Raw genomic sequence first — 12,176 nt, forward strand, 5'->3', positions numbered from 1 at the left:
AGGAAAGGCGGATCAGCCGGCATCGGTGCGTACCGCAGTGTCGTTCTTGCGCTGGTTGGCATTGAAGCGCGCCTTCTTCTGACGATTCCCGCACGTGTTCATCTCGCACCATTTGCGGGTGCGACTTTGGCTGGTGTCGAAGAAGGCTGCTCGGCAGGTCGGCGACGCGCACAGGGCCATTCTTCCGTCTCGCTCGCCCGAGATGATGTCGATCGCGTCGGCGGCGATCACGCCCAGGGCGTCTTCTACGCGGGAAGCCGAGCCGAGTCGCCATTGGCGATTTCCCTCGGGCGTCAGGATGGCCGCCGCACGACCCCGGATGCTGCAGTCATTGATGACTTGGACCGCAGTCGCAGGCAGAGTGTCTCCGGTCGCGGCCGCTGTCGCGACGGCGTGAATCGACTCCCGCAGTTCCCGAGCGAGTTCGAGCTGGGCAGTGGTGCAGGAGTGCACGGCCAGGCCGCTCACCGCCAGCCAGTCGACGAGTCGCTGCGGGGTGGGAATGCGCTCCACGGCGTCGCCCTGACGCTCGGTCAGCGTCGCGGTGAAGCTGGTCGCCAGGACGCTACCGAGGCGGAAGTCAGGGAACCCAGCAGCAGGCATGGGACCACCTTAGCCGGTTGCAGGCGGCTGTGATGACGTGTTAGAACCGTCTTAGCCGGTTCTCGGTAGGTGTCAGAGCCGGTTCGCGACAGCCAGGAGGTCTCATGCCCCGTTCATCCAGCGACGTGCAAGCATTCGAAGCCCACGCAACCGAGGCCGACCTCGACGATCTGCGCGCGCGATTGGCCGCGGCGCGGCTGCCGGAGGCCGAGACGGTCTATCGCGCCGCGCCCGACCCTCGCCGATGGGAGCAGGGCGTTCCGCTCGCCGACCTCGTCGATGTCGTGAATTACTGGCGCACCGAGTACAACTGGCGGTCGTTCGAGGAGCGCCTCAACCGGATCGGCCAGTTCCGCACGATCATTGATGATCTGGGAATCCATTTCCTGCACCGCCGATCCGCGCGGGCAGATGCCACTCCGCTGATCCTGACGCACGGCTGGCCGGGCAGCATCGCAGAGTTCATCGATGTCGTGGACGAGCTGGCGGATCCGAAAGATGTTGACGCCCCGGCGTTCCACGTCGTGGTTCCGTCGCTACCGGGGTTCGGTTACAGCGACAAGCCCGCCACCACCGGGTGGGGAACCGAAAAGATCGCGGCCGCATGGGTGGAACTGATGAGCAGGCTCGGCTACCGCAGATTCGCAGCCCACGGCGGCGATTGGGGAGGCAATATCACCACGGTTCTCGGCGGCAGGTTCCCGGCGCACGTTCTCGGCATCCACACACTGTTCGCGGAGGCGCCGCCCGGGTTGGCCACGGACGGGCTGACGGCCGCCGAGCGCACATGGACCGAGGAAACCCGCGACTTCTGGCACGGCACCGGCCGGCGCCACCGCGCGGCGTATGCGAAGCAGCAGGCGACCCGACCGCAGACCATCGGCTACTCGCTGGTCGACTCACCCGTCGGGCTGCTCGCCTGGATCCTCGACAAGTTCGCCGAGTGGAGCGATACCGAAGACAGCCCGTTCGAGACGATTTCCAGAGACAGGATTCTCGACGACGTCACCCTGTATTGGCTGACGCGGACCGGCGCATCGGCGGCCCGCATCTACTACGAGAGCCACAACTCGCTGGACCCCGAACTCCGGGTCGACGTCCCGTCGGCAATCACCATGTATCCCCGCGACATCGAGAAGACCCCGCGCCTCTGGGCGCAGGAGCGGTACCGACAGATCGTCCGGTGGAATTCGCCCGAAACCGGGGGACATTTCCCGTCGCTGGAGGTTCCCGAGTATTTCGTCGAGGACCTGCGAGAAGGGCTCGCGGCAGTGCTGGCCGCTCATCGGTGAACGCGGCTGCCAGGACTCGGATTTGGGTCCGGGACCCAGCTGCGCGCCGAATGCCTTGCGCGGCAAGGAGGCCCGGGGGCGATTACTGTCGAAACCCGAGCATTCGGGACCGGTCGGGGACTAACGGTCGGGGGAATGCACGGTGGTGATTCCGGACACGACCAGATCCAGGCCGTCGAGGAACTGCTCGCGGTCGTCGTGCCCGCGTAGCTGACGGGCGACCGCTCGGGTGAACGGATACTCCTCGGGGTCGAGGTTCTCCCAGGTGGTCGCGACGGTGTCCAGGAAGTCCGGGCGGTCCGGATGCGTGGCGTTGCGACCGTTGGTGGCGTTCTGACCCGCAGCGCCCAGGATGTAGTTCATCAGGGCGGAGGTCGCGGTGAACCAGGCCGCCTCGGGGACGTCCAGGGCGCTGATCTGCCGACCGAGCCCCTCGAACAGGCGCGGCGCCAACGTCCCTGCGGGATCGCGGGACATCTGAATGGCCAATTGCGTTGCGAGCCAAGCATGCTCGTCGATCGCATCGAACAGGCCCAGGGCCACCGCACGGATCCGTTCCCGCGGAGTGGCGGCAGGTTCGGCGGGCTCGCGGGACAGCGCGGCGGTCACCACCGCGTCGGTGGCCGCGGCCAGGAGCTCGCCCTTGTTCGCCACATGCCAGTAGATCGCGCCGGGACCGGTGGCCAGGCGTTCGGTCAGCGCGCGGAACGTCAGCCCGGTCTCACCTGCGGTGTCGAGCAGATCGATCGCGGCCGCGACGATGCGCCCGCGGGACAACGCCTCGGTGCGCCTCGATGATCGGGGAGTGCGGGTGGGCATACCGCCATCTTGACATGTCTGGAGCATTGTTCCAACATGGAATGGAATTCCAATCATGGAACGGCGTACCAGTCAGGTCGGCCGGGTCACCTCCCGAGCGGCCGCATCCCGAAAGGAGCCCACGATGAGCGCACCGATCACCATCATCGGCGCCGGACTCGGCGGCCTCACCCTCGCTCGCGTCCTGCACGTCCACGGCATCCCCGCCACGATCTACGAGGCCGAATCCTCGCCCACCGCACGCACCCAGGGCGGCATGCTCGACATCCACGAACACAACGGCCAGCCCGCGCTCGCCGCGGCGGGACTGCTCGAACAGTTTCGCGATCTCGTCCTGGAAGGACGCGAGGCGATGCGGGTGCTGGCCCCGGACGGCACCGTACTGCTCGACGAACCCGACGACGGCACCGGCACCCGGCCCGAAGTGCAGCGCGGCGAGCTGCGCCAACTCCTGCTGGACTCGCTACCCGAGGGCACCGTGCGGTGGGGACACAAGGTCACCGGCGTGCGCGTGGTGAAGCCGGGCCGTCACGAGGTGAGCTTCGCCGACGGCTCGAGCGTCCTGACCGGTCTGCTCGTCGGTGCGGACGGAGCCTGGTCGCGGGTGCGGTCGCTACTGTCCGAGGCCAGCCCCGAATACGTCGGCACCACCTTCGTCGAGACCTACCTGTTCGACGCCGACACCCGGCATCCGGCTGCGGCGAAGGCCGTCGGCGACGGAGCGCTCCTGGCCCCCGTGCCCGGGAAATCCATTCAGGCGCACCGCGAGACCGGCGGAACCTTGCACGCCTACGTCGCGTTGTCCGCGGCGCAGGAATGGTTCGCCGAGATCGACCTCACCGATCCCGCCGCCGCGATCGAGCGGATCGCGCGCGAATTCCACGGCTGGGCACCCGAACTCACCGCCCTGATCACCGACAGCGACACCACACCGGTGCTGCGCCCGCTGTTCGCGCTGCCGATCGAACACCGCTGGCAACGAGTCGCGGGAGTGACCCTGCTCGGCGACGCCGCGCACCTGTCCCCGCCCAACGGCGAGGGCGCCAACCTGGCCCTGTTCGACGCCGCCGAACTCGGGCGCGCACTCGCCGAGCACCCCGGGGATCCCGAAACCGCACTCGGCGCATACGAGCAGGCCCTGTTCACCCGCAGCGCCACCGAAGCGCTCGAGGCCGCCGACGACTTCCAGCGCTGCTTCGGAGAAAACACCCCGGACAGCCTCCTGAACCTGCTCACCGGAGCCGGCCGAACTGCCTGAGCCAAGCGTGCCCCGCTGCGACTTCCCCGAGATCCGCTGGCGAGCAACGATTTCCATGGGGACATCCGTTTGGCAGTCGCCTCCGGCGAAGTGGTGCGACTCACCCGGGTCCGCGTTGCCGCTGCTGCGTTTCGGGCTCGGGGTGTGAAGGGCCCTGTGGTGCGGGGAGACTACGGAATCCCGATGCGGAAGGATTTGCGGCCGCACAGCGGATGAAGTAGAAAACGCAGGTGGAGGCAGATGATTTCACGGGGCGGCCGGTCGCCCGTGTGATGAAAGACGTCGCCGAAGCCGCCACCAAGGCCGCGCAGGACGCTGCCGAGCAGGCAGCCCGCCCGTTGCGGGAAATGGCCGACACGGTCGATCTGCGTCGCACCTCACTTGTTTCCGGCGATGCGGATGGTGTGCCCCTGGTCGACGGGCAGACGCTCGATCTCGGCCGGATGCCCGAAGCTGATGGTTCGGAGAGGGTCGAGCACTGGGAGACCGAATCCGATGGTGCCGAGGGGGTCGAATACTGGGCGCCCGATGCCCAGAGCTGGGGAGAGTCCGAGGCGCAACGGTTCGACACGACCGAGATGGGCAGCGGTCATATCGGCGAGCATCTCCCCACCGCATCGGAGCCGGGCGTCACGTACCTCTACAGCGAAGCCGATCGGCGCCCGTTCCGGCTCGAGGTCCGTGACGACGGCCTCGTCTACGATGCGAACGGAGACCTGTTCGACACCACCGCGGCCGAGGTGTTCGACAGAATAGGTCGTCGAAGACCTCGGCGAGCCCTATTCGTCATGGACTCCGATGGAAATCTGTATGCCTCGCTGTTCGGAGGAAGACCACACCGGTTCCAACATTCCAGTTTCCTTGCCGGAGCACCTGTCGCGGGTGCCGGCGAGATCGAGGTCGTGCAAGGCCGACTCCGGTTGCTCAACGATGTGAGCGGCCACTACATGCCCGAACGGCGCTACGCGATGCAGGTGGTGCAACGCCTGCGCGAACTCGGCGTACGCGTCGGCCCGGAACAACTGGACATCACAGCGCCGGAATGACCTCGACGCTGGGGCGGTGCGTCGCCGGATACGGCACGAGGGCGTGAGCGCACCACTGTCGGCCAGCATCAGCGATGGCGGGATCTGCGGCACCGCAATGGGTTCCGGATGCGTTCGGTGCATCGGTGCACCCGATGCGAAGACGCATGGTGTGCGGTCGCTGGGTCAGGTGTGGGTCGGGGAGACCTCGCGTACCGGATCCGCCGGGGCGTCGTCGCGGGGACGGGCGGTCAGCACCACCTGCGCTCCACCGGCGGGGACGTGGGTGATGTTGCGGATGCGTACGCGCTCACCGTGTACTCCCGGCGGCAGGGACAGGGCGTAGCGGGAGAGCACCTCACGCAGTACCACCGTGCCTTCCATGAGCGAGAAGCCCGCCCCGATGCAGCGGCGCACCCCGCCGCCGAACGGAAGCCAGGTGTTCGGGGCGACGCTGCCGTCCAGGAAACGGTCCGGGGAGAAGCGTTCCGGGGCGGGGTGACGGTCCGGATTGCGGTGTGCCAGCAGGATCGAGGTCGACACGACGGTGCCGCCGGGCAGGCGCCAGTCGCCGATTGTCATGTCCCGGGTCAGTTTTCGGCCCGCGCCGCCGATCACCGTGCGGCGGCGCATCGCCTCCTTCAGGACCGCCTCGAGGTATTTGTCGTCGCCTTCGAGGGCGGCGTGGTGTGCGCGATCCTGCACGGTCGGGTCCGCGGCCAGTTCGTGGAACGCCCACGACAGCGCCGAGGCGGTGGTCTCGTGCCCGGCCAGCAGCAACGTGACGAGCTGATCGCGCAACTCCGCGTCCGAGAGCGGGACATCGGTGGCATCCTCGCCGGATCCCACGGCCAGCAGTCGCGAAAGTACATCCGCGCCATCGGAATCCGGTTCGGCGCGACGGCGCGCGATCTCCTCGTACAGCAACGCGCTCAACGCATCCTGGTTCTCGCGCATCCGCCGCCACGGGCCCAGTGTCTGCAGACGCGGCCAGATTCCGCCGAACAGCATGATCGGGTTGATGTTCACGATGCGCCGCAACCGGGGTGCGAGCAGCTCTCGCCGACGCGGATCGCCCACCCCGAACACCACCCGCATGATCACCTCGAGGGTGAGGTCGTTCATCCGGTCCAGGGTGTGCAGGGCGGTGCCCGGCGTCCAGGATTCGACGTGGTCGGCGGCGATCTGCTCGACGAGCCCGCGATAGCCGCGCAACGCCGACGTGGCGAAGGCGGGCATCAGCAGTCGGCGCGCCCGCGCGTGCTCGGCCTCGTCGGTCAGCAGCACCGAATGCTCACCCATCACCGCGCCCAGCACCCGATTGCCTTCTCCGGCATGCATATCGGCCGGATCACCAGCGAAGACCTCCCGGATGTGCTCGGGCCGGGAGAACACCACCAGATGCTCGGCGTACGGCGGCAGCAGACGCAGGCTGAACACCTCGCCGTAGCGGGCGGACATCGCGGTCAGCAGCCGTGGGCGCGCGGTGGCGTACAGCAGGGTCTGCAGTAGTCGCGGCAGCCGCGGGCCGGGGGGATATGCGATGCTCACCAGCTCGTGCCTTCCTCCGGGACGCCCGTGTCGCGAAACGACCGACGCGGGTCGAATACCACGGTACGGCCCGCGGGTTCGGACCGTCGTCGCGGATCGGCACCAGGGGCATGCAGTGTTCCGCAGTCGATACGAGCAATTGTGTGGCGACTGTAATGGCATCGCGATTTTCCTGATATCTATCGCAATGCCGACATCTCGGACGATGATGACGCAAATATTAGGCAACACAAGGCTGTTGCTCATATCATGACGCTATGCCCACCTTCAGAGTGGCCGGGCGCACCGATGTGTACATCGGCGAAGCCTGGCAGGCGGCGTTGGCGATCGGCTGTACATCGGTGGTGCTGGGGGTGGTGATGATGGTGTGGCCGGGCAACTCGATCTGGATGTCCGAACTACTGTTCGGCATTGCCATGCTGTTGACTGCGGCCTGGCAGATGGTGCTGGCGTTCCGCGGCCGCATCCGCACCGGACTCAAGATCCTGGAGTTCGGCACCGCGCTGGTGGCGGTGCTGCTGGCGATGTGGTGCATGCGCAGCGGAGACTGGGTGTCGCTGGTCGCGCTGTGGGTCGGGCTGGGCTGGGTGATCCGCGGCATCGTCCAGGCGACCGTCGCGGTCTGGTCCGACCAACTGCCCGGCACCGGCCGCCAGGAGATCGCCGGACTGCTCACCCTGCTCGCCGGGCTCGCGGTGATCATCTGGCCCATCGACACCCTCGACGCGCTCGCGGTGCTGGCCGGTGTGTGCCTGATCCTGTTGGGAATCAGCGAGATCCGCATCGCCACCCGCATCGCCCGGCCGGAATCCACCCCCGAACACGTCGGCGTGCAGGGCCTGCTGCGTTCGCACTCCTGAGCACACCCTGTGGCGTTGGCGCGCCGAAGCATTCAGGTGCACGACGTACCGTCGGAACATGGCCGTCATCCACCACACCACGCTGATTCCGACCAAACTGGAACTCTTGCGAACGTGGTTGCCCGCGCAGGACTGGTTCCGAGGCACGCGAACACCCGAGCTGGTCGCGGTCGGCGGATTCCGTCTCGACGATCCAGCCGGAGAGGTGGGCATCGAATGCTGTCTGGTGACCGACACGGTCACCCCCCACACGTACCACGTGCCGATGACTTACCGCGGCGCCCCACTGCCCGATGCGCGCGATGCGTTGATCGGCACTCTCGAACACGGTGTGCTGGGACGACGGTGGGTGTACGACGGGCCGGGTGATCCGGTTTTCGTCGCTCAGGCGCTGGCACTGTTGACCGGGCGAGCCGAAGCGCAGGATCAGCAGCGGGATAACACCCCGGACCCGGATATCGATATCACCTGTGCCGCTGTCGATGCGCCGATCGCCCTGCGTGTCGTCCGGATTCCCGGGGACGGTGATCCGCACGGCCGGTGCGGGTCGGTGCGCGGCCCGTGGCGCACACCGCAAGGGCGCGAGACCCACGGGGTGCTGCTCGAGGCGACCGCGGTGGACGGGAGGAAATAGCAGATGGTGACCAGGACAAGGGTTCTCACGGCGGTGCTGTTCTGTGGCGTGGTCGGTGGCGTGGCGGGATGTTCGTCCACTTCGACCGGGACAGCGGCGACCGGAACGGCGGCCAGCGGGACGAGTGCGAGCGCGGTGACCAGCGCAGACGTGTCGTCCGGGGATTCCTCTGCCGCGGCCGGACCCGGTAGGACGGTGCGGAATTCGGCGACCCCGGCAGCGATCGCGCCGTGCGCGGGCAGCCAGTTGGTGGTCAGCGGTAAGGCATTGGGTGCGGCGATGATGCATCGCGGTGTGCAACTGACCTTCGCGTTGGCCGCGGGCGCTGCGCAGTGCACGCTGCAGGGTTATCCGGGCGTGGACACCGGCGTGGGCGGACCGGTCGTCCACGCCGCGCGCACACCGACCGGCTATATGGGCGGTCCGGGCGCGGGCACCGTGGTGACCGTGCGGTCCGACAGCCCCGCGCACGCGATCGTGGAGGCCACCGCCATGGGACCCGACGGCGGTGAATGCACCATGTATTCGACCCTGCTGGTCACCCCGCCCAACACCACCGACACCCGGACCGTGAACGTCGGCATCAACGGCTGTGAGCTGCAGGTGCATCCGATCACCGGGTGAACCCGCCGCTGACGCGCGATGCCGATGCTCGTGCGCGGTGGACCGACGTGACGCGGGTCAGCCGAACGCGCTCATATGGTCCCGGGCCCATCGGTCGAAGGTGCGCGGCGCGGCGCCCGTGAGGTCCTGAACAGTCGAGCGGACGATCGATTCGTCGATGGCTCCGGCGACGTAGAAGTCGAAGAACGCTTCCACGTACTCGGGCGGAGTGGTCGCCAGCAGTTCGGTGCGGGTCTCGTCGTTGCTCATCGGAACGCACCGCAGATCTCTGCCGAGTACCCGGCCCAGGATCTCGATCTGGTCGGCGGGCCGCAGCGCCTGCGGTCCGGTCGGCCACAGGATTTCACCGTGGTGGGCGTCGGTGCGCAGTACGGCGGCCGCGACCGCCGCCAGATCCGCCGGATCGATGCTCGCGGTGGCCACGGTCGGGAACTGGGCGCGCACCGTGTCACCCTCGCGCAGTTGCGGCACCCAGCGCAGCGCGTTGGACATGAACGCCGAGGGCCGCAGAATCGTCCACGACGAACCCGAACCGGTCACCTCGGCCTCCGAGGCCGCCATGTACCGGGTGATCGCATTGTGGTCGTTACCTGTCCCCGCCGAGGAACCCGACAGCAGAACGATCTGCCGCACACCCGAATCCTGCGCCGCGGCAACAACTCCCGGATAGCCGGGCAGTACGAACGCCGCACGCGCCCCGGCGAACGCCTCGGCCAGCGACCCGGGATCGGTGAGATCCCCGGCGACCGGCTGCGCCCCCTCGGGCAGGTTGGCCATACGCGGATCACGCACCACCGCCCGCACCGGCTCCCCGGCCGCGACCAGCGCGCCGACCAATTCCGCACCGACATTCCCGGTCGCACCGGTTACCACGATCACAGCCGTTCCCTCCGCCGTCGACGTCGGCCACCACCTTGGCATGCGATCGCCCGAGCGGCATCGGGTTCGCTCCCGGCTGAACCGCTGCCGCTCGCACCGAGTCGAGCTCGACCGCTGCCCGGGTGCGGGACGGGCACTCGAGGAATTCGCTTGTCCGGCAACAGTCCTGCGCGATCAGGGCTCGTCGCGCCCGGCGTGGGCGATGCCGTCCAGCAGGGCGGTGAGGCCGAAGGTGAAGGTGTCCTCGGGGGTGGGGTCGGTGTCCTGGTGGATGCGGCGGGACAGGTGGGGATGCTCGCCTGCGGCGAGGATCGTGCGGATGTAGGGGGCGACGGCGTGGCGCCATTGATCCTCGGTCAGGCCCGTGTGGCGATGTGCGCGCTGCTCGGCGAGCTGGCGGGTGGTCGCGCCGAAGATGTACGCGCCCACCGCGTCGACGATGTAGGTGACGCGGGCGATGTCGGGGGTGAGTTCGGCGGCCGCGGCGAGGGCGAATTCCTGTTCGCGCAACGAATTCGGGCCCAGCGCTGGACGTCCGGCGATCTGCGGGCCGAGCCACGGATGCCGTAGCAGGGTCGCGCGCAGATGGTGTGCCAGGGCGGTCAGGTCCGCGCGCCAGTGCCCGGTTCGCTCGGGCAGGTCGCGTTCGCCGCGCACGCGGTCGATCATCAGATCGATCAGGTCGTCGCGGCCGGTGAGGGAGCGATACAGCGACGCGGTGCCCGAACCCAGGTCCGCGGCCACGCGCCGCATCGACACCGCCTCGAGTCCGTCGGCGTCGGCGATGGTGACGGCCGCGGTGACGATCCGATCGATGTCGGGACCCTGCCGTCGCGGGGCGCGGGGTTCGCGCATCCACACCAGGATCGGCTCGTCCTCGGACATCGAAAACTCCTCCTCGACACTGGCGGGTGGCACCGCCGCCACTCTTATGGCTACAGTGTATCCATAAGCGAACAGTGTATCCGTAAGGGGTGGTCATGTCCGATCGAGTGCTCATCGTGGGCGGCGGCAGCGTCGGGCTGGCCGCTGCGGTATTCCTGACCCGGCACGGTGTGACGCCGCTGGTGCTCGAACAGCAGCCCGGGATCTCGGTGCATCCGCGGGCGACCGGCCTCGGACCGCGCACGATGGAATTCCTGCGCCAGGCCGGCCTCGATCGGGCGGTCGACAATGTCGCGGTGGACATGTCCGCGGGCGGGGCGGTGAAGATGTCGACGCACACCCTGGCCTCGGCGGATCTGTCCGCGGCCGCGCCCGGGGCGATCGTCGGAAATGCCTGGGGCGAGGTCGATCCCGGCCCGGCGCGGGTGCGCGGGGTCTGCCCGCAGCATCGCCTGGACTCGGTGCTGCTGCCCGCGGCGCGCGAAGGCGGTGCGCGCGTGCGGTTCTCGGCGCGGGTACGCGAGTGCGCGATCGAATCCGGGGGAGTGACGGTCACTCTCGATACCGGCGAAACCCTCGGCGCGGACTATCTGATCGCCGCCGACGGGGTGCGCAGTACGGTGCGCGAACACCTCGGTATAGGAGTGAGCGGGCCCGGCGCGCTGGGCGAGCCGACCGTGAGCATCCTGTTCCGCGCCGATCTGACCGCGTACACCGGTGGCCGTCATTTCGTGAACTGCACCATCACCAATCGCGACGCACCCGGGCTGCTGGTGACCGTCGACGGGGAGAAGGAATGGATCTTCCATACCCGGTCCGGCGATATGTCCTCTGTGGCAGACCATTTCACCGACGATCGCTGTCGCGAGCTGATCCGTGCCGCAGTGGGCGATTCGGCCGTTCCGGTGGAGATCGTCAGCGTGCTGCCGTGGCGGCCGCGCGGCACTCTCGCCGACCGATTCGGGCTCGAACGAGTGTTCCTGGTCGGCGATGCCGCACACACCGTGCCACCGATCGGCGCGTTCGGCCTGAACACCGGAATGGCCGATGCGCACAATCTGGCCTGGAAACTCGCCGCGGTGCTACGCGGTGACGCCGGGCCCGCGCTGCTGGACACCTACGAGGCCGAACGCCGCCCCGTCGCGGAAATGACGTTGGCGCAGGCCATGATTCGCCTGGCCGACCCGATGCTGCACTGGGACGCGCACGCCGCCGAACGCCGTGCGGCCGCGGGCGCACTGCACGCACCCGTGGTGCACCTGGGCTACCGCTACGACTCCGCCGCGGTCATCGACCCGCAGCCGGATCTGCCCTCCACCGAGGACGTGTTCGCCGACCTGGACGGCACTCCCGGCTCGCGCCTACCGCACCACCGCCTGCCCGGCGGCGCATCCACCCTGGATCTGATCGGCGCACACTGCACCGTCATCGCCGGTAACCACCGCTGGATCGCCGCGGCCTCCGACGCCGCGGACCGTCTGGGCATCCGAGTCGACGCACACGTGATCCCGCTGTCCGACAACGATATCCGCCCCTGGGCCGACATCGTGGGCATCGAACCCGACGGCGCACTGCTGGTCCGCCCCGACCAGATCATCGCCGCCCGTATCCCCACCGCCCCACCCGCCCCCGCGCACCTACTGCATCGAATGCTCACCCGCGTCCTCGCCCGATAGACCGAGCCCCGCACTCACCACGGGATACCTGCTCGGGGACCGTGATGTCGACGTGCTCGATCTCGAGCCG

General features: G+C 68.3%; 12 protein-coding genes. 7 read left to right on the forward strand and 5 right to left on the reverse strand.

Features of this window, described 5'->3' with window-relative positions; all coding sequences use genetic code 11:
* Positions 1-12 precede the first annotated feature (12 nt).
* A complete protein-coding gene (locus K7711_RS42835; RefSeq protein ID WP_222978127.1) occupies positions 13-603 on the reverse strand; it encodes a CGNR zinc finger domain-containing protein in 591 nt (196 codons plus the stop codon).
* Positions 604-707: 104 nt separating this feature from the next.
* Here K7711_RS42835 and K7711_RS42840 point away from each other — a divergent pair, with 104 nt between their 5' ends.
* Positions 708-1,895: an epoxide hydrolase family protein gene (locus K7711_RS42840; protein ID WP_222978128.1), complete on the forward strand. Its 1,188-nt coding sequence runs from the start codon at positions 708-710 to the stop codon at positions 1,893-1,895.
* Between the two features lie 120 nt (positions 1,896-2,015).
* On the opposite strand, the gene K7711_RS42845 is transcribed toward K7711_RS42840, so the two are convergent.
* Positions 2,016-2,714: a TetR/AcrR family transcriptional regulator gene (locus tag K7711_RS42845; RefSeq protein WP_222978129.1), complete on the reverse strand. Its 699-nt coding sequence runs from the start codon at positions 2,712-2,714 to the stop codon at positions 2,016-2,018.
* A 124-nt stretch (positions 2,715-2,838) separates the two neighbouring features.
* On the opposite strand from K7711_RS42845, the gene K7711_RS42850 reads away from it, so the two are divergent.
* Both K7711_RS42850 and K7711_RS42855 read left to right on the forward strand, forming a co-directional pair.
* Complete coding sequence (locus K7711_RS42850) at positions 2,839-3,972, forward strand: FAD-dependent oxidoreductase (RefSeq protein ID WP_222978131.1); 1,134 nt, start codon at positions 2,839-2,841, stop codon at positions 3,970-3,972.
* A gap of 230 nt (positions 3,973-4,202) precedes the next feature.
* A complete protein-coding gene (locus K7711_RS42855) occupies positions 4,203-5,018 on the forward strand; it encodes an IQM protein middle domain-containing protein (protein ID WP_222978133.1) in 816 nt (271 codons plus the stop codon).
* A 165-nt stretch (positions 5,019-5,183) separates the two neighbouring features.
* On the opposite strand, the gene K7711_RS42860 is transcribed toward K7711_RS42855, so the two are convergent.
* Positions 5,184-6,548 (reverse strand): cytochrome P450, encoded by a 1,365-nt coding sequence (locus K7711_RS42860; RefSeq protein ID WP_222978135.1) that lies wholly within the window; start codon positions 6,546-6,548, stop codon positions 5,184-5,186.
* 257 nt (positions 6,549-6,805) lie between these two features.
* Between K7711_RS42860 and K7711_RS42865 the strand changes: the two genes are divergently transcribed.
* Genes K7711_RS42865 through K7711_RS42875 form a run of 3 tightly spaced genes read left to right on the forward strand, consistent with a single transcriptional unit; the run spans position 6,806 to position 8,666 of the window.
* Complete coding sequence (locus K7711_RS42865) at positions 6,806-7,408, forward strand: DUF308 domain-containing protein (RefSeq protein WP_222978137.1); 603 nt, start codon at positions 6,806-6,808, stop codon at positions 7,406-7,408.
* 58 nt (positions 7,409-7,466) lie between these two features.
* On the forward strand, positions 7,467-8,042 hold the full coding sequence (locus K7711_RS42870) for a maltokinase N-terminal cap-like domain-containing protein (protein WP_222978138.1): 576 nt from the start codon (positions 7,467-7,469) through the stop codon (positions 8,040-8,042).
* Between the two features lie 3 nt (positions 8,043-8,045).
* Positions 8,046-8,666, forward strand: coding sequence for a DUF4232 domain-containing protein (locus tag K7711_RS42875; RefSeq protein WP_222978139.1), 621 nt, complete (start codon positions 8,046-8,048; stop codon positions 8,664-8,666).
* Positions 8,667-8,723: 57 nt separating this feature from the next.
* On the opposite strand, the gene K7711_RS42880 is transcribed toward K7711_RS42875, so the two are convergent.
* Complete coding sequence (locus K7711_RS42880) at positions 8,724-9,545, reverse strand: NAD(P)H-binding protein (RefSeq protein WP_222978140.1); 822 nt, start codon at positions 9,543-9,545, stop codon at positions 8,724-8,726.
* 174 nt (positions 9,546-9,719) lie between these two features.
* Positions 9,720-10,430 carry a TetR/AcrR family transcriptional regulator gene (locus K7711_RS42885; protein ID WP_222978141.1) on the reverse strand — a complete coding sequence of 237 codons (711 nt, stop codon included), beginning with the start codon at positions 10,428-10,430 and terminating at the stop codon, positions 9,720-9,722.
* A 95-nt stretch (positions 10,431-10,525) separates the two neighbouring features.
* Here K7711_RS42885 and K7711_RS42890 point away from each other — a divergent pair, with 95 nt between their 5' ends.
* On the forward strand, positions 10,526-12,106 hold the full coding sequence (locus K7711_RS42890) for an FAD-dependent monooxygenase (RefSeq protein ID WP_222978142.1): 1,581 nt from the start codon (positions 10,526-10,528) through the stop codon (positions 12,104-12,106).
* The last annotated feature ends 70 nt before the right edge of the window (positions 12,107-12,176 follow it).

It is taken from the genome of Nocardia coffeae (genome assembly GCF_019890715.1).
Classification (GTDB): domain Bacteria; phylum Actinomycetota; class Actinomycetes; order Mycobacteriales; family Mycobacteriaceae; genus Nocardia; species Nocardia jiangxiensis.